Raw genomic sequence first — 20,535 nt, forward strand, 5'->3', positions numbered from 1 at the left:
GATCTTCACCGGCCGGGGCTAGGTTCCGCGGTGTGACGAGACGTGCACTCGCGGTGATCCTCGCCGCCGCCCTGCTGACTCCCGTTCCTCCCGCTCGCGCGGACATCACCCGGCGCATCGAGACGGAGCGGACCGAGCAGCCGGTCGCGCCCGGCGTCACGCTCAGCTCGTTCGACTGGTACGAGGAGGACAGCTGGATCCGCGGCGACGCGCTCGCGGTCGACCTCACCCTGGCCCAGGCCGGGTACGTCGACCCGGGCGAGGTCGCGCGGGCCGCTCCGCTGTCCTCCCAGGCCACCAGGGCCGTCGCGGTGGTCAACGGCGACTTCTTCGACATCGGCAACAGCAACGCGCCCGAAGGCGTCGGAATCCAGGACGGCGTCCTGCGCAAGTCGGGGCACGGACGCGCGGCGGGCATCGACGCGGCGGGCGTCGGCAGCGTCATGGAGACGTTCTTCGAGGGCACGCTCAACGGGACGCACGAGCTGACACAGCTCAACAGCGCGCGCATCGACGTGGACGGCATCGGAGTCTTCAACCCGTTGTGGGGCACGTACAGCCGAGCGCGCGCGACTCAGGGCGCCACCAACACAGCGGAGGTGCTCGTCGTGGACGACGTCGTCCAGGAGGTGACGACGCCAGGCGACAAACCCATCGGCGGGTACGCGCTCGTCGGCCGTGAGAAGGGCGCGGACGTGCTCAAAGCGCTCAAACCCGGCGACCGGGTCGACGTCACCTACCGCAACCGCACCAGCGACGGCAGCACCCCCAGGACGGCCATCGGCGGTCGGCAGCTGCTGGTCGACGACGGCAGGAACGTCGCACCGGACGACGCGGTGCACCCGCGCACCGCGGTCGGGTTCTCCCGGGACGGCAAGAGGATGTTCCTGCTGACCGTCGACGGACGGCAGGGTGAGCACCTGCCGGGCCTGGACCTCCGCGACCTCGCCGACGCGATGATCGAGCTCGGCGCCCACAACGCCCTCAACCTCGACGGCGGCGGCTCGTCGACGATGCTCGCCCGCGAACCCGGCACCACGAAGCTCAGGACCGTCAACACGCCCTCCGACGGCGTGGAGCGCCCCGTCGCGAACGGGCTCGCGCTGTACGCGCCCGCCGGTTCCGGCCGCCTCACCGGGTTCGACGTCCGCACGGTCAGCGACCGCGTCTTTCCCGGCATGACCAGGAGGATGACCGTCCGCGCCCACGACGAGACGTACGGCCCGGCGTCCGGCGGCCACCTCAGCCGCGCGACCGGCGGCTGGGCGATCGGCGACACCTTCCACGCCGGGTCACGCCCGGGACCGGCGTCGTTCACCGCGTCGAGCGGCGGCACGTCGAGGACCGCCGAGCTCACCGTGCTGGGCGAGCTGGCGAGGCTGGCCCCCGCCGAGCCGCGGATCGCGCTCCGCGAGGGCGAGTCGAAGCCGTTGCGCGTCAACGGCTTCGACGCCAGGGGGTTCGGCGCCCCGCTCGAACGCGCCGACCTCGACCTCCGCTACGACCGCGAGGTCGTCCACGTCACCCCGGATCTCCAGGTCCAGGCCCTCAAGCCGGGTGCCACCACGGTCACGGTGCTGGCCGGCGGGAAGGAGACCCGGCTCGCGGTCACCGTCGGCGCCGAGGAGGTCCCGCTCGCCACGTTCGACAACGCTCCACAGTGGACCTTCGGCTCGGCGAGGGCGACCGGGTCGGTCGCACCGGAGCCCGCCGGGCACACCGGGCAGGGGCTGCGGCTGGGCTACGACTTCACCCGCTCGACCGGGACCCGGACCGCGTACGCCGTGCCGCCGGAGCCGATCCAGGTCGGCGGGCAACCCCTGTCGCTCGCCGCCTGGGTCCTCGGCGGCGGCCGGGGTGAGTGGACCGCGTTCACCGTCGTGGACGCGGCAGGCCGGTCGCGGGCGCTCTACGGCCCGTACGTCACCTGGGAGGGCTGGCAGCGGATCGAGGTGCCGGTGCCACCGGAGCTGGAGTTCCCCGTCCAGGTCACCAGGTTCACCGCGATCGAGACCAAGGCGGACCGCTCCTACACCGGTGAGCTCGTCGTCGACGACGTCACCGCGCACGTGCCGCCCGCGGTCGCCCTGCCCCCGGCACCGGTCCCGGAGGCGGACGTGATCGGCCCGGCGCGGGGCTGGACGTTCGCCGTCATGTCCGACGCGCAGTTCGTCGCCCGCGACCCCGACAGCGACCTGGTGCGGTCCGCGCGCAGGACGCTGCGCGAGATCAGGGCGTCCGGGGCCGAGTTCGTCGTGGTCAACGGCGACCTGGTCGACGAGGCGTCCCCCGCGGACCTCGCGCTGGCGCACCGGGTCCTCGACGAGGAGCTGGGCGGCTTTCCCTGGTACTACGTGCCGGGCAACCACGAGATCATGGGACCGGGGACGATCGAGAACTTCCGCCGCGAGTTCGGCGTCACCCACCGCACGTTCGACCACAGGGGCACCCGGTTCGTGCTGCTCGACTCGTCGACCGGGACGCTGCGCGGCGGCGGCCTCGGCCAGGTGGAGATGCTGCGCACGGCGTTGCGGACCACGAAGGGCCAAGCCGTCGTGCTGATGCACCACCCGCTCGACGACCCGACACCCGCGCGCACGAGCCAGCTGTCCGACCGGCTGGAAGCCGCCTACCTGTACCGCCTGCTGTCCGAACGGGACGGGCCCACGACGTTCGTCGGCGGCCACGCCGGCGGCTTCCACGCGTCCACAGTGGACGGTGTGCCGCACGTCGTCAACGGCAACTCCGGCAAGGCACCCGCCGACCCGGACGGGTTCACCGGCTGGACGCTCTTCGGCGTCGATGCCGGGACGGTGAGCGCCGAGGTGCGGCCCCACGTGGACGCGCTCCAGGTGCACGCGCCCGCGCAGCTGAGCCCCGGCGCGCGGGAAACGGTTGCGGCCACGGTGAAACAGGGAACGCGGACGGTTCCGGTGCGGTACCCGATACACGTGGTGTGGCAAGGGTCACGCGGCCTGCACATCGGTGACCCGTCGGGGCTGCGGCCGTGGCACGTGGCGCGGTTCGACCACGACTCGGGTGTCCTCATCGGAGTCCGGCCTGGTCAGGTCACCCTGTCCGCCACCGTGAACGGGGTGCGCGGCACCGCCGAGGTGCGGATCGGCCCGCGTTAGGCCGCGTGGGCCGGTCTGGGTGAGTGCGATGTGAGGCGGTGGGGGAAGATAGGGGTCATGACCTCCGCCGACAACGGTTTCGCCGACCTGGGGCTGCGGCCCGACATCCTCAACGCACTCACCACGCTGGGCTACGAGGAGCCGACGCCGATCCAGAGTGAAGCGATCCCGCCCCTGCTCGCGGGCAGCGACCTGCTCGGGCAGGCCGCCACGGGCACCGGCAAGACGGCGGCGTTCGCGCTGCCGCTGCTCGAACGCGTCGCCGACCGCATCGGCAAGGGCGAGAAGCCCCTCGCGCTCGTGCTGGCGCCCACCCGTGAACTGGCGGTGCAGGTCTCCGAGGCGGTGCACCGCTACGGCCGCCACATGGGAGCACGCGTGCTCCCGATCTACGGCGGCCAGCCGATCGGGCGACAGCTGCGCGAGCTGTCCCGCGGCGTCGACGTGGTGGTGGCGACGCCCGGCCGCGCCATCGACCACCTTCAGCGCGGCACGCTGCAGCTGAGCGACCTGCAGGTCGTCGTGCTCGACGAGGCCGACGAGATGCTCGACATGGGCTTCGCGGAGGACATCGACGCGATCCTCGGCGAGGCCCCGGCGGAACGGCAGACCGTGCTGTTCTCGGCCACGATGCCGCCGCGCATCGACCGCATGGCGAAGAGCCACCTGCGCAACCCCGTGCTGATCCAGATCGAGCGCGAGAAGACCGAGCCCGGCGAGGCGCCGCGCGTCCGGCAGACCGCCTACCTGGTGCGCCGCGAGCACAAGCCGGCCGCGCTGGGCCGCGTCCTGGACGTCGAGTCGCCGACCGCGGCCGTCGTCTTCTGCCGCACGCGCGACGAGGTCGACCAGCTCACCGAGACGCTCAACGGCCGCGGCTACCGCGCCGAGTCGCTGCACGGCGGCATCAGCCAGGAGCAGCGCGACCGCGTGATGTCCCGCCTGCGCGGCGGCACCGCCGACCTGCTGGTGGCGACCGACGTCGCCGCCCGCGGCCTCGACATCGAGCAGCTCACGCACGTCGTCAACTACAACGTGCCGTCCGCGCCCGAGGCGTACACGCACCGCATCGGCCGGGTCGGCAGGGCGGGCCGCGAGGGCGTCGCGATCACCCTGGTCGAGCCGCGCGAGAACTCGATGCTCAAGACCATCGAGCGGGTCACCAAGACCAAGATCCCGATGGAGAAGGTGCCGACGGTCGCCGACCTGCGCGCCCGGCAGCTGGAGCTGACCCGGTCGTCGCTGCACGAGTCGCTGATGGAGGACGACCTGTCGCGGTTCCGCGTCGTCGTCGAGACCCTGGCCGACGAGTTCGACGTCATGGACATCGCGCTGGCCGCCGTGAAGCTCGCCCACGAGGCGTCCGGCGCCGCCGCGGACGAGGAGGAGATCCCGGAGGTCCGCCCGCGCGAGGACAGGCCGCGCCGCGAGAGCAGCTCGGGTCCGCGCCGCGAGCGCCGCGGCCCGTCCGAGGGCATGACGAGGCTGTTCCTGGGCGCCGGCCGTTCGTCGGGCATCCGGCCGCAGGACATCGTCGGCGCGATCACCGGCGAGACCGGCCTGAAGGGCCGCGACATCGGCGCGATCGAGATCGCCGACCGCTTCTCCCTGGTCGAGGTGCCCGGCCCCGCCGCGAACGAGGTCATCGAGCAGCTGCGCGACGCCACGATCAAGGGCAAGCGCGTCACCATCCGCCGCGAACGGCAGCCGCGTTGACCCCCGTGAAGTTCCAGTACTTCGCCTGGCTCTCCGAGGACAAGGAGTCCGTGGAGGACGCGCGGGAGGTGGCGAGGATCGGCACGGGCACCGACGGGCGCGCCGTGCAGGAGCGGTACACCGCCGAGCTCGGCTGGGTGCCCACGGACCTCGTCGACGAGGTGCAGGAGCTGCGTCGCATGGGCTGGCTGATGACGATCGACCCGTGGGAGGTCGAGCGCTTCAAGATCGCGCTCGCCCAGCGCGGGCCGCAGGTCTGACAGGTACGGCACGGTCGAGGCCCTCCGCGATCATCACGCGGAGGGCCTCGCCGGTTTGCGCGCCTCCACCAGGAACCGCGCCGACGTGCAGGCGAACTCGCCGTGCGCCTGGATGTGCTCGTGCATGGCCAGAAGCCGGTCGCGATAACGCTCGACCGTGAACCCCGGCACCGTCCACAGCACCTTCCGCAGGAAGTGCACGACCGCACCCACGTCGAAAAAGGCGACCCGCAACGAGACGGGCTCCAGCCGCAGCACCTCCAGCCCGGCGGCCTCGGCCTCCGCACGCGCCCGTGAGGTGCCGCGGGCGTCACCACGGGGCTGTGGTCCCATCATGAACTCGGTCAGCTCGCGGTTCGTGCCCTCGCCGATCTGTTGCGAGAAGTAGGTTCCACCGGGCTTGAGCACCCGCGCGACCTCCTGCCACGGCGTCACGACCGGATGCCGGGAGATCACCAGGTCGAACGCCGAGGCCCGGAACGGCAGCGGACCGGCGTCCGGTGCCCGCACGACGAACGGCAGGTTCTTCGCCGCCACCGCGGCGTTCGGCGGCCACGACTCGGTGGCGGCCATCAGCGGCGGCAGGACCGGCGCCGACGCCGTCACCTCTCCCCCGCCGGTCTGCAGGTCGAGGGCGGAGCCGACCTCGGCGAGCCGGGCCGCGACCAGCGACGCGTAGCCCCACGGCGGCCGTTCCTCGGTGGCCCTGCCCTCGAACCAGGAGAAGTCCCAGCCCTCCAGCGGGACCGCGGCCCCCTCCGCCACCAGTTCCTCGAAAGTCCCCATGAGCACGGATCGCACCACAGCGGTCCGTGCGGGGCCACCGAAAAAGGCGGCACCCGGCCGGTGCCGCGAGACGCCGCGTCCTCATCCGTCTCGCGGCACGAGAGCAACGGGTGCCGCCGTGGTACAACGACCGACCGGTCGTGCGGTTACGCCCGGAGGCGGTATGCGCGCAGGACCGTTTGGCCGCCTGGACGTACCGGGCGTTGTCAGACGCACATGTCCTCCCCGGGTGTGAACCTCTCCACCCGGGAGGACTCGGCAACGTCCGCGGAGGTTGCGTCACGCCCCGCGGTAGGTCCCGAAGCTCCAGCGGTTGCCCTCGGGATCGGCGACGGTGAAGCCGCGCGACCCGTAGTCCTCGTCGCGCAGCCCGCGGATCTCCGTGGCGCCGCGGGCGAGGGCCTTGGCGTGGATCTCGTCCGGGCGGTCGGTCACCACGTAGACCGACGCGGCGCCCGGCGAGGTCCCCCCGACCTCACCGGCCGAGCGCACGGTGGACCCGAGCATGACGCCGCCGCCTTCCGGCCAGACCATCTCGCAGTGCACGACCTCGCCCTCGGCCTCGCCGGGCACGACGAGGTGCTCGGTGAAGCCGAACGCCTCCACCAGGAAGCGGACGGCGGCGGGTGCGTCCCGATAGGACAGTGTCGGCCAACAGGTGGGTGCGGGTGTGTTCATGACGGCCACTGTGCGCCCTGACCGTGCTCGCCGCCTTGTACGAATGGAAGCTCTGCCGCGATCCATTCGGTCGGGGTCGCGCCGCACAACGCGCGCCAGTCGCGGTTGAGGTGCGCCTGGTCGGTGTAGCCGCAGGCCGCGGCCACCTCGGTGAGCGTGGGACGGCGCTCGCCGCGCAGCATCCGGTTGGCCCGCTCGAACCGCATGACCCTCGCCACGACCTTGGGCGTCAGCCCGTACTCGGCGGCGAACCGGGCGCTCAGGTGCTGGCGGCTCCACCCGACCTCGGCGGCGATCTCCCCGACCGGCGCCCCGGTGGCGAGCCGCTGCCACGCCCACGCCACCTCCGGCCGCTGCCGGACCGGCCGGACGAGCCCGCCCAGCACGACGTCGAGGCACGCGAAGCGGTCCGCCCACGTCACCGCTGTCCGCAGACGCTCGCGCAGCTCGACGTCGGGGACGCCGAGCGCGTCCAGTCCGACGGTCGTGCACGAGAGCTCCCCGGCTGGCACGCCGAACAACGCCCTCATCCCGAGCGGCGTGAGGTCGCACTGGACGCCGTGCTGGAACCCGTCGTGACTGATGAGCACGGCCTCGTCGTGCAGCCCGCCGCACAGCGCGGCGAACCGCCCGTCCGGCAGGTCGACCGTGCCGTCCAGCGTGACGACGAGGGTGAGCGACCGCGACGGCAGGCCGCGGTGGACACCGGGTTCGGTCCGCATCCGATACCCGGAGTACCGCGTCACGAACGGCCTGAGCCGCGGGTGCGGCAAGCCGGCGACGTGCTCGACGTCCACGCCCCCAGCCTAAACATGCTTCCAGAACTGCTGTCCGTAACGCCCCTCCCCGCTCGCGACTCCCTTTCGTGTTTCCCCGCTCGCACGCGGGGCCCTTTCGTTCGCGTGGTTGGTACGCGGGGCCCCCGCGTACCAAAGCCGCGTCACGCAGAGCAGGCGGGACCGCTGGCTGGGTGATACGCGGGCGAGTGCGTGGCGGGAGAAGGGGACAGAACCTCTGGCGGAGTGCTTAGTGGCGTCAGTACAGCTCGCCCAGCACGAGCAGTCCGGCGCCGACCGGCACCAGGTCGGGCCCGTACGAGGTGACGCTCACGTCCACCTCGGGCATCGCCTTCAGGTACAGCTCCGGCGACTCCAGCACCTTCCGTCCACTGAGGACGATCTGGTCGAGGTCGAGCAGCTGCACCAGGCTCACCACCGCGGCACCGAGCACCCTGGCCGCCTCCGCCCCGGAGACCGTCGCGTGCACCGCCTCGACGCACCCCCGCCTGCCGCAGACGCACAGCGGGCCGTCGAGCTGGATCGTCGTGTGCCCGAACTCGCCCGCCCCCGACCGCGCGCCCCGGTGCACCTCTCCCCCGAGCAGCAGACCGACGCCCAGGCCCGTGCCCACGAACACCACCGCGGCGTCCGCCAGCGGCCTGCGCCACGCCTCGGCGAGCACGGCGGCGTTGGTGTCCTTGTCGACCACGACCGGGAGCCCGAGCCGCTCCCGCGCCAGCTCCCGCAGCGGCACGGCGTTCCAGCCGGGCAGGCCGTTCGGGGAGACCACGCCACCGGTGAAGTCGAGCGGACCGGCGATGGCGATGCCGAGCCCGAGCACCTTCTCGTCGGCCGAGACCAGCGGTGCCAGCGCGTCCAGCACGTCCGCAGGGGTGAACATCGGGGCGAGGGGCACGACCGACGACGAAACCACCTCACCGATGAGGTCCAGCCGGACGACCCTGAGTTCGTCGCGGTCGACGTACGCCCCGTACGCGTGGGCACCGCCCGCCGCGACCCGGAGGGACGTCCTCGGCTTGCCACGGGCAGCCGAGCGCACCGTGCCGGTCTCCTCCAGCAAGCCGGCGGCGATGAGCCTCGCCACGATCTTCGACACCGCCTGCGGGGTCAGCCCGGCCTCCGCGGCGAGGGAAGCCCTGCTCACGGCCCCGGAGCGGACCAGCCGGAGCACCGTCCTGTCGTTGTGCGAACGCACTGAGGTGAGGTCCACGCTCGCAATTATTCAACAGCGTTGCTTTAATCTCCAAGCATGAGAGTCGGACTTCTGGGCTACGGCATCGCGGGACGGGTCTTCCACGCCCCGCTGATCGCCTCCACCGAGAGCATGGACCTGGTCGCGATCGTGACGGCGAACCCGCGGCGGCAGGCGCAGGCCCGCGCCGAGCACCCGGACGCGGCGATCGTCACGGCCGACGAGCTGTTCGCGCTGGACCTCGACCTGGTCGTCGTCGCCACCCCGAACCGCACGCACGCCGAGCACGCGCGGCGGGCGATCGAGAAGGGCGTCGCCGTCGTCGTCGACAAGCCGTTCGCGCCGACGTCGGCCGAGGCCGGGGAGCTGCTCGCCGCGGCGGAGGCGAAGGGCGTGCCGCTCACCGTCTTCCAGAACCGCCGCTGGGACAGCGACTTCCGCACCCTCCGCGAGGTGCTCGGCAAGCTCGGCGACGTCCGGCGGTTCGAGTCGCGCTTCGAACGCTGGATCCCGGAGATCTGGGATAACTGGCGTGAGCTCGGCGACCCAGCGGAAGCCGGCGGACTGCTCTACGACCTCGGCGCGCACCTCGTCGACCAGGCGCTGCAGCTCTTCGGGCCGGTGCGGACCGTCTACGCGGAACTGGACCGGCGGCGGCCGGGCGCTCAGGTGGACGACGACGTGTTCGTGGCGCTGACGCACGAAAATGGCGTGCGCTCACACCTGTGGGCGAACGCGCACGCGGCGCACCACGGGCCGCGGTTCCGGGTGCTCGGCAGCACCGGCGCGTTCGAGGTCGACGGCCTGGACGGGCAGGAGGACGCGCTCGCCGCCGGACGCCGGCCGACCGGCGCGGACTGGGGGCGCGAAGACCGCACCGCCCTCCTCGGCGTGCTCGGCGAGGCGACCGAGATCCCCGTCGAACCCGGCGCCTACCAGCACTTCTACGCAGAGCTGGCGGCCGGGCGCGTCCCGGTCGACCCGGCGGGCGCCGTCGAGGCGCTGCGGGTCATCGAGGCCGCGTTCACGTCCGCACGGGAGAACAGGGTGGTCCGGCTGTGAGCCCCACGAGTGAGGAGCTGCTCGCCCAGGAGCGGCGGCTGCAGTTCACCAGGTTCGGCAACGACGTCGCCGTCGAGCTCGGCCTGCACCTGCTCGACGCCGCCCGCGAGCAGGGTCTGCCGGTCGCGATCTCGGTGCGGCGCAACGGACATCGGCTCTTCCACGCCTCGCTGCCCGGCACCGCGCCGAACAACGACGTGTGGCTGGAGCGCAAGGCCCGCGTCGTCGACCTGTTCGGGCACAGCTCGTTCTACGTCGGCACGACGTTCCGCGAGAAGGGGACGACGTTCGAGGCGGACTCCCGGCTGGACCCGGGGCTGTACGCGGCGCACGGCGGCGTGTTCCCGGTGATCGTCCGCGGCACCGGCCCGGTCGGCACCGTGGGCGTGTCCGGACTGCCCCAGGCGGACGACCACGAGTTCGTCGTGACCCAGCTCGAGTCCTTCTTGGAGGCACGCGAGGCGTAATAGCACGCGACGGCGTGGGTACGAAATCCAAACCTCGAACGAGGTCGACCCCGCAGAACAACTCGCTTTATCGACGAACACCACTTCGAGTGGATTACCGACCCACTCGAAGTGGTTTCTCATAGCACTGGTGCCCACTCCCAGGCTTGCACAATAGAGTGATCTTACTGATCCAAACGAGTGGCTATTCCTCACTCTCGCGAATAGTCTTTCATCACTCGCTCGTTCACACGAGGATCCCGACCAGGCAACAAGATGCACGCACGGTAGCTGTCGACGGTGTAAACCACCCGGCCGTATGTCGCCTTTCTGGCCCCTTCACAGTGCTCAATCGCGGGAACTAACGTCCATTCCGGCTAGTTCGGTTTGGTCCATTAAGCGCATTGAGATAGGTGGGTGTGGGTTGTGACCGTGACGGATTCTGACCTCAACGAGGGCCGTCAGCAGCTGAGCTTGGGTACGGCCGCCGCTCGTAATCTGGCCACGACCACCAAGTCCGTCCCGCAGATGCAGGGAATCACCTCCCGGTGGCTGCTCAAGGTGCTGCCGTGGGTCCAGGCTTCCGGTGGCGCGTTCCGCGTGAACCGCCGCCTCACCTACACCCTGGGCGACGGGCGCGTCTCGTTCACCAACGTCGGCGCCGACGTGCGGGTCATCCCGATGGAGCTGACCGAGCTGGCGCTGCTCAAGGGCTTCGACGACGAGGCCGTCCTCGCCTCGCTGGCCTCCCGCTTCACGCAGCGGGAGTACGGCATCGGCGAGCTCATCGTCGAGAAGGGCCGGCCGAAGGACCAGGTCGTCCTCATCGCGCACGGCAAGGTCGACAAGGTCGGCACCGGCGAGTATGGCGGCGAGACCGTGCTCGGCAACCTGGCCGACGGCCAGTACTTCGGCGAGACGGTGCTGGCCGGGCCGCAGGGCGAGTGGGAGTTCACCGCCAAGGCCGTCACCCCGGTCACCGTGCTCACGCTGTCCTGGCAGGACTTCCAGGCGCTCAACGGCGAGGCGGGCGGCCTGCGCGCGCACATCCAGCAGGCGTTCAACAACCGCAACAAGCCGCAGGACGAGCACGGTGAGGCCGAGATCGACGTGGCTTCGGGCCACGACGGCGAACCGGTGCTGCCCGGCACGTTCGTCGACTACGAGCTCACGCCGCGCGAGTACGAGCTGAGCGTCGCGCAGACGGTGCTGCAGGTCCACACGCGCGTCGCGGACCTCTACAACAACCCGATGGACCAGGTCGAGCAGCAGCTGCGGCTCACGATCGAGGCCCTGCGCGAGCGCCAGGAGCACGAGATCGTCAACAACCGCTCGTTCGGCCTGCTGCACAACGCGGACCTCAAGCAGCGCATCCACACCCGCTCCGGCCCGCCCACCCCGGACGACTTCGACGAGCTGCTGTCGATCGTGTGGAAGGAGCCGAGCTACTTCCTCGCCCACCCGCGCACGATCGCCGCGTTCGGCCGCGAGCTCAACAAGCGCGGCCTGTACCCGCAGCACATCGACTTCAACGGCCAGAAGGTGCCGGCGTGGCGCGGCGTCCCCGTGCTGCCCTGCAACAAGATCCCGATCTCGGACACCCGCACGTCGTCGGTCATGCTGATCCGCGCGGGCGAGCACAACCAGGGCGTCATCGGCCTGCACCAGACCGGCATCCCGGACGAGTACCAGCCCGGTCTCTCCGTGCGGTTCATGGGCATCAACGACCAGGCGATCATCAACTACCTGGTCAGCGCCTACTACTCGGCCGCGATCATGGTGCCGGACGCGATCGGCGTCCTCGAGCACGTCGAGCTCGGCCGCGAGGGCTAGGCGTTGGCGTCCTTCAGCATGCCGGAGTTCTACGTGCCGCACCCGGCTCGGATGAACCCCCACCTCGAACGCGCCCGTGCCCACTCCACGCAGTGGGCACGGGAGATGGGGATGCTCGACACCGGGGTGTGGACCGAGGAGGTCCTCGCGGGCGACGACTACGGGTTCATGTGCGCGTGGACCCACCCGGACGCGCCCGCGGAGATCCTCGACCTCATCACCGACTGGTACGTCTGGGTCTTCTACTTCGACGACGAGTTCTTCGCCGAGTTCAAGCAGACCAAGGACGTGGCGGGGGCGAAGGCGTACCTCGACCGGCTGCCCGCGTTCATGCCGCTCAACGGCACGGACCCGTGGCCGGAGCCGCGGAACCCGACCGAGCGCGGGCTCGTCGACCTGTGGCAGCGCACGATCCCGCTGATGTCGCAGGACTGGCGGCGGCGGTTCACCACCAGCACCCACAACCTGCTGCTCGAGTGCATGTGGGAGATCAAGAACATCGAGAGCGGCACCGTCGCCAACCCGATCGAGTACATCGAGATGCGCCGCAAGGTCGGCGGCGCCCCGTGGTCGGCGAACCTGGTGGAGGTCTCCGAAGCGGCGGAGGTGCCCGCGTCCATCGCGGGCGCCCGCCCGATGCGGGTCCTCTCCGACACGTTCTCCGACGCGATCCACCTGCGCAACGACATCTTCTCGTACGAGCGGGAAGTGCTGCGCGAAGGCGAGAACTCCAACGGGGTGCTCGTCTTCGAGAAGTTCTTCGGCCACGACACGCAGACCGCCGTCGAGGCCGTGAACGCCCTGCTGACCTCGCGCCTGCACCAGTTCGAGAACACCGTGTTCACGGAGCTGCCCCAGCTGTTCGCCGAGAACGGCGTGGGGCCGCTGGAGCAGGCCGGGGTGCTGCGGTACGTCAAGGGCCTGCAGGACTGGCAGTCCGGCGGCCACGAGTGGCACCTGCACGCCGGCCGGTACACGAAGGCCGACGGCGGCGCGGGCAACTCCGCGTTCTTCCGCACGATCCTGCGCGGGCCGACCGGTCTCGGCACGTCCGGCGCGTGGCCGGGGGTGGGCCGTGGTTGAGGTTCCGCGGTTCGACATGCCCTTCGCCGCCCGGCTCTCGCCGCACGCCGACCGCGTCCGGGAGCACACCAGGTCGTGGGTGCGGGACATGGGCATGCTCGGTGGCGCACCGTGGACGGAGGCGTTCTACGACGCGGCGGACTACGGCGGGTTCGGCCCGCTGACCCACCCCACGGCGTCGTTCGAAGACCTGAAGCACATCAACGACTGGCACACGTGGGGCTTCTACGTCACCGACGCGTTCCGCGAAGGGTTCCTGCGGCCCCGCAACGTCGTCGGCGGCAAAGCCTTCGTCGCGGGCCTCAAGTCGGTGCTGGGCGGAGCGGGCTCGCCGCTGCACCCGGCAGAGAAGGGTCTGGCCGACCTCGTCACCCGGTCCACCCTGGACCCCGACGACCTGACGCACCTGTCCGAGTTCCTGGACGCGCTGCTGTGGGAGCTGCACAACACCGCGCAGGGCCGGGTGCCGGACCCGATCGACCTCGTCGAGATGCGGCGCAGGTCGGTCGCCACCGAGCTCTCCGCGAAGCTCGCCCGCGCGTCCGTCCGCGCCGAGCTGCCCGAGGAGCTGTTGCGCAACAGCACGATGCGCGCGCTCGTCGACTCGTTCGGCGACGTTCCCGCCTTGCGGCAGGAGATCGTCGGGTTCGACCGCACCTACGCCACCGGCGCGAGCACGACCAGCGCGGTGCTGGCGGTACAGCGGTTCTTCGACTGCGAGCTTCAGCAGGCCGTGTCGGTGGTCGCCGACCTGATCGCGGCCCGGCTGCGGCAGATCGGCTCGGTCCTCGGCGAGCTGCCGTCCCTCGCCGACGAGTACGGCCTCGACGCGGAGGCCAGAGCGGGGCTGCACCGGTACGCCGAGGCGCTGAAGTCGTGGCTCGCCGGTGAGCTGCTCTGGACGTCGAGGTCCGGCAGGTTCAGCTCCGTCCCCACCCCGTCGCCGAAGTCGTTCCACTCCCCGTCAGGGCTCGGCACCGCCGCGCTCGTGATTCGCTGAAACCAGATTGGCAGGACTCGCAGTGACTGTTACCGATCCGGACCTTGGGGTCGAGGACCAGCAGCTGAGCCTTTCCCGGGCCGCGGCGCGCAACCTCGCCACGACCACCAAGTCCGCACCGCAGATGCAGGGGATCTCGCCCCGCTGGCTGCTGCGCTCGCTGCCGTGGGTCGAGGCCAAGGGTGGCGCGTTCCGGGTCAACCGGCGGTTGAGCTTCGCCATCGGCGACGGCCGCGTCACGTTCACGAGCGTCGGGCACGAGGTGCGGATCGTCCCGCAGGAGCTCGCGGAGTTCGTGCTGCTGCGCGGGTTCGAGGACGAGGCGGCGCTGACGGCGGTCGCGAACCACTTCGAGCAGCGCGAGTACGAGCCGGGCGACGTGATCGCCGAACGCGGCCAGCCCGTCGACGAGATCATCGTCATCGCGCACGGCAAGGTCGGCAGGACCGGCCGCGGCGAGTACGGCGACGAGGTCGCGCTGGGCACGATGGCGGACGGCGAGTACCTCGGTGACGAGCCCGTGCTCTCCGGCGCCGACAAGAAGTGGACCTTCACGGCCCGCGCCCTCACGCCGACGACGGCCGTGGTGCTGAGCAGGGCGGCGTTCCGGCAGCTCGCCGACCAGGTGGACCCGTTGCGCGAGCACATCGCGCAGCAGCTGGCGCACCCGACGAACCCGGCCAACAAGCACGGCGAGGCCGAGATCCACATCGCGTCGGGCCACGACGGCGAGCCGCCGCTGCCGCACACGTTCGTCGACTACGAGCTGCGGCCGCGCGAGTACGAGCTCTCGGTGGCGCAGACGATCCTGCGCGTCCACACCCGTGTCGCCGACCTCTACAGCCAGCCGATGGACCAGGTCGAGCACCAGCTGCGGCTCACCATCGAGGCCCTGCGCGAGCGGCAGGAGTACGAGCTCGTCAACAACAAGGAGTTCGGCCTCATCGCGAACGCCGACCTCAAGCAGCGGATCAGCACGAAGTCCGGTCCCGTCACGCCGGACGACATGGACGAGCTGATCTCGCGGCGCCGCAACACGAAGCTGATCCTCGCCCACCCGAAGGCGATCGCGGCGTTCGGCCGCCAGCTGTCCTCGCGCGGGCTGTACTCGCCGACGACGGACGTCGAGGGGCAGCAGCTGCAGACGTGGCGCGGCATCCCGATCGCGCCGTGCGACAAGATCCCGGTCAACAAGAACGGCACGACGTCGATCCTCGCGATGCGCCTGGGCGAGGAGAAGCAGGGCGTCGTCGGGCTGCGCCAGACCGGCATCCCCGACGAGTACGAGCCCGGCCTGAACGTCCGGTTCATGGGCATCGACGAGCACGCGGTGCTCAAGTACCTGGTGTCGACGTACTACTCGGCGGCGATCCTGGTGCCGGACGCGCTGGGCGTGCTGGAGAACGTGGAGATCGGTCTCTAAGCCATGTCAGCAGAGACCTTCGGGAGTGCAGAACCGCTGGCCGCCGCACGACCGGCCGGCGAGGTGCTCGCGTGGAGCCGGGGCCTCGTGCTCCCGGCTCTGCGCAAGGCCGTGGACCAGCTGCCGCCGTCGATGCGCGGCGTCGCCGAGTACCACCACGGGTGGCGCGACGAGTACGGCAACCCGGTGCTGGAGAACGGCGGCAAGGCGATCCGCCCCGCGCTGGTGCTGCTGGCGGCGGAGGCCGTCGGCGGCACCGCCTCCGACGCGGTGCCGGCGGCGGTCGCGGTCGAGCTGATCCACAACTTCTCGCTGCTGCACGACGACGTGATGGACCGCGACACGACCCGGCGCCACCGGGCCACGGCGTGGACGGTGTTCGGGGTCAGCGCGGCGATACTGGCGGGCGACGCGTTGCAGGCGCTGGCCGTCGACGTCCTCGCCGCGTCCGGGCACCCGCGCGCGCTGGAGGCCATCCGCACGCTGGGCGACGCCGTGGTGGCGTTGCTCGACGGGCAGGCGCACGACCTCGACTTCGAGACGCGGTCCGACGTCGTGGTGGCCGAGGTCGAGCGGATGGCGCGCGGCAAGACGGGCGCGTTGCTGGGCGCCTCGACGGGGCTGGGGGCGTTGTACGGCAACGGTTCCGACCTCCAGGTCGAGGCGCTGCGCGGGTACGGCGCGGAGCTGGGGCTGGCGTACCAGCACGTGGACGACCTGCTCGGCATCTGGGGCGACCCGGCGGTGACGGGCAAGGCCGCGCACTCCGACCTGGCGAACCGCAAGAAGTCGCTGCCGGTCGTGCGGGCGCTGACCGCCGGTGTGCCCGCGTCCGCGGAGCTGGCGTCGTTGTACGGCGGCACGCAGGAGCTGGACCAGGACGCGCTGGCACGCGCGGCGCACCTGGTCGACGAGGCCGGCGGCAGGGCGTGGAGCCAGGCGCAGGCCGGCGAGCTGTACACGCGGGCGCTGGCCCACCTCGGCGAAGCCTCGCCGACCGCCCGCGCGGCGGTCGAGCTCGGCACGCTCGCCCAGCTGGTCACCCACCGAGACCACTGAAAGGTCACCCGATGACGGATCATCCGCCGCGTTCGGTGCTGCTCGCCTCTCCCCGGTCCTTCTGCGCCGGGGTGGAGCGCGCGATCGAGATCGTGGAACGACTGCTCGACCAGCGCGGCGGCCCCGTCTACGTGCGCAAGCAGATCGTGCACAACCTCCACGTGGTGCGGTCGCTGGAGGCGCGTGGCGCCGTGTTCGTGGAGGAGCTGTCCGAGGTGCCTTTCGGTGCCACGGCGGTGTTCTCCGCGCACGGCGTCTCTCCCGCGGTACGCGCGGAGGCCAGGGAACGGTCGCTCGACGTGCTGGACGCGACCTGCCCGCTGGTCGCCAAGGTGCACTCCGAGGCCCGGCGGTTCGCCGACCGCGGCGACACCATCGTGCTGGTCGGTCACGCCGGGCACGAGGAGGTCGAGGGCACGCTCGGCGAGGCACCGGACCGGACGGTGCTGGTGGAGACCGTCGCGGACGTCGAGGCGCTGGAGATCACCGGGCCCGTCTCGTACCTGACGCAGACGACGCTGGCCGTGGACGAGACGGCCGAGGTCGTCGAGGCGCTGCGCCGCAAATTCCCCGGCCTGCGCGGGCCGGGCTCCGACGACATCTGCTACGCCACCACGAACCGGCAGGTCGCGATCCGCGAGGTCGCGGAGCGGTCAGACCTCGTGCTGGTCGTGGGCTCCCGCAACTCGTCCAACTCGGTGCGGATGGTCGAGCTGGCCGCCCGCACCGGCACCCCGGCGCACCTGATCGACGACGCGTCCGAGATCGACCCGGCGTGGCTCGACGGCGTGTCGGCGGTGGGGGTGTCCGCCGGGGCCTCGGCACCGCCGGAGCTGGTGGACGAGGTGGTGCGGGCGTTGCGGGAGCTGGGAGCCGTCTCGGTGTCGACGCACACGACCGCGACGGAGACGATCGCGTTCACCCTGCCGCCGGCGGTGCGCCGTGCTGGCTGACATCACCTCGCCCGCGGACGTGCGGGCCCTGCCGTCGGCGAAGCTGCGCGGGCTGGCGGAGGAGATCCGGTCGTTCCTGGTCACGAAGGTGCACCGGACGGGCGGGCACCTCGGCCCGAACCTCGGTGCGGTGGAGCTGACCATCGCGGTGCACCGGGTGTTCTCCTCCCCCACCGACGTCGTGCTGTTCGACACCGGCCACCAGTCGTACGTGCACAAGATGCTCACCGGCCGCTGCGCCGACTTCGACTCGCTGCGCCAGGCCGGTGGCCTGTCCGGCTACCCGTCCGCCGCCGAGTCGGCGCACGACGTCGTGGAGAACTCGCACGCCTCGACCGCACTGTCCTATGCGGACGGTCTGGCGAAGGCGTTCGAGCTCTCCGGCGCCGACCGCCGCGTGGTGGCGATCGTGGGTGACGGCGCGCTGACAGGCGGCATGTGCTGGGAGGCGCTGAACAACATCGGCGGTGCGTCCCGGCCGGTCGTGGTGCTGCTGAACGACAACGGCCGTTCGTACGACCCGACGGCGGGAGGGTTCGCGGCGGCGTTGCGCGCCGGTTCGGCCCGCCCGCTGTTCGAGGCGATGGGGCTCGCGTACCTCGGCGAGGTCGACGGCCACGACGTGCACGCCGTCGAGCAGGCGTTGTGGGAGGCCAAGTCCCTCGGCCGTCCCGTCGTCGTGCACTGCAAGACGGTGAAGGGCAAGGGTTACGCCGCCGCGGAAGCCGACGAGGCCGACCGCATGCACGCGGTCGGCGCCTCCGGTGCCTCCGGCGGCCGGACCTGGACGGACGCGTTCTCCGACGAGATCGTCCGCCTCGGCGCGGAACGCCGGGACGTCGTCTGCCTGAGCGCCGCGATGCTGGAACCGGTCGGCCTGCGCCCGTTCTCCCGGCGGTTCCCGGACCGCACCTTCGACGTCGGGCTGGCCGAGCAGCACGCCGTGACGTCCGCCGCCGGCATGGCGATGGGCGGCCTGCACCCGGTCGTCGCCGTCTACTCGACGTTCCTGTCCCGCGCGTTCGACCAGCTGCTGATGGACGTGGCCCTGCACCGGCTGCCGGTGACGTTCGTCCTGGACCGCGCCGGCGTGACAGGCGCGGACGGCGCGTCGCACCACGGCATGTGGGACGCGTCCGTGCTGCCCGTGATCCCGGGTCTGCGCCTGGCCGCCCCACGCGACCCGGCCTCGCTCGCCGCGTTGCTGCGCGAGGCCGTCGAGGTGTCCGACGGCCCGACGGTCGTGCGCTACCCGAAAGCCGCTCTCGGCCCGGACGTGCCGGCGGTGCGGCGCGTCAGCCACTTCGACGTGCTGCGCGAAGCCCCGGACGCCGAGGTGCTGCTCATCGCCGTCGGCCCGCTGGCACCAGCCTGCCTCGCCGCCGCGGAAGAGCTGGCCGCGCACGACGTCCGCGTGAACGTCGTCGACCCGCGCTGGACCGCCCCGCTCGACCCGCACCTGGTCAAGTACAGCGGCCAGCACCGCCTGGTCCTGGCCGTCGAGGACACCACGTCCACCGGAGCACTGGGCGCCCGCCTCGGCCAAGCGCTGGCCGGTTCCCCGTCGTGCGTCGTGACGTTCGCCCTGCCACCACGTTTCCTGCCGCACGACACCCGTGCACGCATCATGCGCGCCCACGGCCTCGACTCGGCGGGCATCACGACGAGCGTGCTGAAGCGCCTCGGCGTGAAGTGACGAACCACCCGATGGCGAACGACAAGGCGATCGCCCCGGCCCCCACCACAGGCGCCTTCAGTTCGGCGGGCAGGTCGAACGGCCGCATCGCCGTCGCCAGACTGAGCAGAATCGGCCCCTGCACGACGAACGCGACGTAAGCAGACCGCGCCAGCCACTCGGTGAACCGCCCCTGCCCGGCCAGCCGCCGCTGGGCGAGCCCGATCAACCACAGACTGCCCGCCACCACCAGCACCCCTTCGACGAGCGCCAGCGTCAACGCCTGCCACCGCAACCCTCCGAGGAACGGCTCGGCACCAGCCGCGAGGTCCAGCACCCCCATCATCGCCGCCGCCACGGGCAACACCGCGATCGTGCCGATGACGACGTTGCGGGTCATCCGGTAGATCTCGTCCGGCACCCGCTCCGCGAGCTTGCGCCCGCCGATCATGCCGAGCAGGAACATGCCGAGACACTGCGGCCACCACCACAGGTGCAGGTCACCGACCTGCCCGCTCCGCGCGGGAAACACCAGCCGCGTCAAGAACGTCGTGCCAGCCACCGCCACGGTCATACCCACAACAGTCCGCGCCGTGATCGTGCGCTCCCGCACCGGCGGCACCAACGCGACGGCGACGCTGAAGATCAGCAACACCCCCACGAACCACAACGAGCCGCTGTCCAAGAACGGCTGCCGATCCGTGAACGCCTGCCACCAAGACACATTCCGCCCGGCCCCGTTGTAGGCGATCCACACGAACGTGGGCCACACCACCAACGCACTGACCACCCACGGCGCCCCCAGCCGGACGAACCGCTCCGCGACGAACCGCTGCCGTCCTTTGCGCTCGATCGAGCCAGGCGTGAAGATCCCGGCCATGAAGTAGAACGTGCCCATGAAGAACAACCCCGACGGCCCCACCAACGCCGCCAGCACCGTCTCGACTCCGGGGTGGAACGTGACCTCGTTGACCTCGTCGTAGGGCCACCCACCGACAGCGGCGTAGCCGAGCAGCGCATGGCCGCCGATGACCCACGCCACCAGGATCACCTTCAGGTTGTCCACTGCGGACAATCTCATGGTTTCCATGGTCCGCTTCCCCCAGCGTCCCCGCCAGCGTCCGTTGGCGTCCGCTTGGTCGACGCACCCCGCCCCCGCTCGCACCGCGCATCCACCCGCTCACGCTGCGCCCGCGCCGAACCAAGAGGCTGCCGACAGCCGGAGGATCGCTGGCGGGCAGGCAGGCCGCCGGCATCACCGCTCTGATCGCCCTACGCCCGGCCCACTGCCGAGCAGGGATCCGGGCCAGGTTCACCAGGCCACGGCGATCACGCCACGCCCGGTCATCACGCGCCAGCCGCCACACCCGGCTTCACCCGCCACTCAACCGTCACCCCCGGGCCGCACGCTCCTACCTGCCGACCCCCGCCCTCG

Annotated in this window: 16 protein-coding genes and 1 pseudogene; 12 read left to right on the plus strand and 5 right to left on the minus strand. The window is 71.4% G+C overall.

The features are described from left to right. The first annotated feature begins 32 nt into the window (after positions 1–32). The 3 genes from BLT23_RS31225 to BLT23_RS31235 are packed head-to-tail and all read left to right on the plus strand — an operon-like array spanning position 33 to position 5,110. Positions 33–3,134: a phosphodiester glycosidase family protein gene (locus BLT23_RS31225; protein WP_090055683.1), complete on the plus strand. Its 3,102-nt coding sequence runs from the start codon at positions 33–35 to the stop codon at positions 3,132–3,134. A 57-nt stretch (positions 3,135–3,191) separates the two neighbouring features. Beyond that, positions 3,192–4,850 carry a DEAD/DEAH box helicase gene (locus BLT23_RS31230; RefSeq protein WP_090055686.1) on the plus strand — a complete coding sequence of 553 codons (1,659 nt, stop codon included), beginning with the start codon at positions 3,192–3,194 and terminating at the stop codon, positions 4,848–4,850. Further along, complete coding sequence (locus BLT23_RS31235; RefSeq protein WP_143036107.1) at positions 4,847–5,110, plus strand: hypothetical protein; 264 nt, start codon at positions 4,847–4,849, stop codon at positions 5,108–5,110. The genes BLT23_RS31230 and BLT23_RS31235 overlap by 4 nt, the downstream gene beginning before the upstream one ends. Before the next feature lie 33 nt (positions 5,111–5,143). Here BLT23_RS31235 and BLT23_RS31240 read toward each other — a convergent pair whose 3' ends face one another. From BLT23_RS31240 to BLT23_RS31255, 4 genes are all read right to left on the minus strand, one after another. Next, positions 5,144–5,896 carry a methyltransferase domain-containing protein gene (locus tag BLT23_RS31240; protein WP_090056105.1) on the minus strand — a complete coding sequence of 251 codons (753 nt, stop codon included), beginning with the start codon at positions 5,894–5,896 and terminating at the stop codon, positions 5,144–5,146. A 279-nt stretch (positions 5,897–6,175) separates the two neighbouring features. Further along, positions 6,176–6,574 carry a VOC family protein gene (locus BLT23_RS31245; RefSeq protein ID WP_090056108.1) on the minus strand — a complete coding sequence of 133 codons (399 nt, stop codon included), beginning with the start codon at positions 6,572–6,574 and terminating at the stop codon, positions 6,176–6,178. Further along, positions 6,571–7,371, minus strand: a complete 801-nt coding sequence (locus BLT23_RS31250) for a helix-turn-helix domain-containing protein (RefSeq protein WP_245744374.1) — start codon at positions 7,369–7,371, stop codon at positions 6,571–6,573. The genes BLT23_RS31245 and BLT23_RS31250 overlap by 4 nt, the downstream gene beginning before the upstream one ends. 238 nt (positions 7,372–7,609) lie before the next feature. Beyond that, on the minus strand, positions 7,610–8,584 hold the full coding sequence (locus tag BLT23_RS31255) for an ROK family transcriptional regulator (RefSeq protein WP_090055693.1): 975 nt from the start codon (positions 8,582–8,584) through the stop codon (positions 7,610–7,612). A gap of 39 nt (positions 8,585–8,623) precedes the next feature. Here BLT23_RS31255 and BLT23_RS31260 point away from each other — a divergent pair, with 39 nt between their 5' ends. The 9 genes and pseudogenes from BLT23_RS31260 (at position 8,624) to BLT23_RS31295 (ending at position 19,121) form a co-directional block, all read left to right on the plus strand. Next, positions 8,624–9,628 carry a Gfo/Idh/MocA family protein gene (locus BLT23_RS31260; RefSeq protein WP_090055696.1) on the plus strand — a complete coding sequence of 335 codons (1,005 nt, stop codon included), beginning with the start codon at positions 8,624–8,626 and terminating at the stop codon, positions 9,626–9,628. After that, positions 9,625–10,095, plus strand: a complete 471-nt coding sequence (locus BLT23_RS31265) for a heme-degrading domain-containing protein (protein WP_090055699.1) — start codon at positions 9,625–9,627, stop codon at positions 10,093–10,095. The genes BLT23_RS31260 and BLT23_RS31265 overlap by 4 nt, the downstream gene beginning before the upstream one ends. A gap of 405 nt (positions 10,096–10,500) precedes the next feature. Next, positions 10,501–11,907 carry a family 2B encapsulin nanocompartment shell protein gene (locus tag BLT23_RS31270; protein ID WP_218133945.1) on the plus strand — a complete coding sequence of 469 codons (1,407 nt, stop codon included), beginning with the start codon at positions 10,501–10,503 and terminating at the stop codon, positions 11,905–11,907. A 3-nt stretch (positions 11,908–11,910) separates the two neighbouring features. Further along, positions 11,911–12,960: pseudogene (locus tag BLT23_RS41415) on the plus strand (terpene synthase family protein); the annotation flags it as partial. 22 nt (positions 12,961–12,982) lie between these two features. Next, positions 12,983–13,990: a terpene synthase family protein gene (locus tag BLT23_RS41420; protein WP_218133947.1), complete on the plus strand. Its 1,008-nt coding sequence runs from the start codon at positions 12,983–12,985 to the stop codon at positions 13,988–13,990. A 22-nt stretch (positions 13,991–14,012) separates the two neighbouring features. Then, positions 14,013–15,413 carry a family 2B encapsulin nanocompartment shell protein gene (locus BLT23_RS31280; protein WP_090055705.1) on the plus strand — a complete coding sequence of 467 codons (1,401 nt, stop codon included), beginning with the start codon at positions 14,013–14,015 and terminating at the stop codon, positions 15,411–15,413. Between the two features lie 3 nt (positions 15,414–15,416). After that, positions 15,417–16,472: a family 2 encapsulin nanocompartment cargo protein polyprenyl transferase gene (locus tag BLT23_RS31285; protein WP_090055708.1), complete on the plus strand. Its 1,056-nt coding sequence runs from the start codon at positions 15,417–15,419 to the stop codon at positions 16,470–16,472. 11 nt (positions 16,473–16,483) lie between these two features. Further along, a complete protein-coding gene (locus tag BLT23_RS31290; protein WP_090055710.1) occupies positions 16,484–17,425 on the plus strand; it encodes a 4-hydroxy-3-methylbut-2-enyl diphosphate reductase in 942 nt (313 codons plus the stop codon). Then, complete coding sequence (locus tag BLT23_RS31295) at positions 17,415–19,121, plus strand: 1-deoxy-D-xylulose-5-phosphate synthase (protein WP_090055713.1); 1,707 nt, start codon at positions 17,415–17,417, stop codon at positions 19,119–19,121. The genes BLT23_RS31290 and BLT23_RS31295 overlap by 11 nt, the downstream gene beginning before the upstream one ends. On the opposite strand, the gene BLT23_RS31300 is transcribed toward BLT23_RS31295, so the two are convergent. Then, positions 19,084–20,181 carry an acyltransferase family protein gene (locus BLT23_RS31300; protein WP_176946997.1) on the minus strand — a complete coding sequence of 366 codons (1,098 nt, stop codon included), beginning with the start codon at positions 20,179–20,181 and terminating at the stop codon, positions 19,084–19,086. The two genes, BLT23_RS31295 and BLT23_RS31300, sit on opposite strands and share 38 nt — an antisense overlap. Positions 20,182–20,535 lie beyond the last annotated feature (354 nt).

The sequence above is a fragment of the Lentzea fradiae genome (assembly GCF_900100955.1).
GTDB lineage: Bacteria > Actinomycetota > Actinomycetes > Mycobacteriales > Pseudonocardiaceae > Lentzea > Lentzea fradiae.

Coding starts and splice junctions, on each gene's coding strand:
- BLT23_RS31230 (WP_090055686.1), top strand. CDS start 3,192: ATGACCTCCGCCGACAACGGTTTCGCCGACCTGGGGCTGCGGCCCGAC.
- BLT23_RS31240 (WP_090056105.1), bottom strand. CDS start 5,896: ATGGGGACTTTCGAGGAACTGGTGGCGGAGGGGGCCGCGGTCCCGCTG.
- BLT23_RS31245 (WP_090056108.1), bottom strand. CDS start 6,574: ATGAACACACCCGCACCCACCTGTTGGCCGACACTGTCCTATCGGGAC.
- BLT23_RS31260 (WP_090055696.1), top strand. CDS start 8,624: ATGAGAGTCGGACTTCTGGGCTACGGCATCGCGGGACGGGTCTTCCAC.
- BLT23_RS31285 (WP_090055708.1), top strand. CDS start 15,417: ATGTCAGCAGAGACCTTCGGGAGTGCAGAACCGCTGGCCGCCGCACGA.
- BLT23_RS31290 (WP_090055710.1), top strand. CDS start 16,484: ATGACGGATCATCCGCCGCGTTCGGTGCTGCTCGCCTCTCCCCGGTCC.
- BLT23_RS31300 (WP_176946997.1), bottom strand. CDS start 20,181: ATGAGATTGTCCGCAGTGGACAACCTGAAGGTGATCCTGGTGGCGTGG.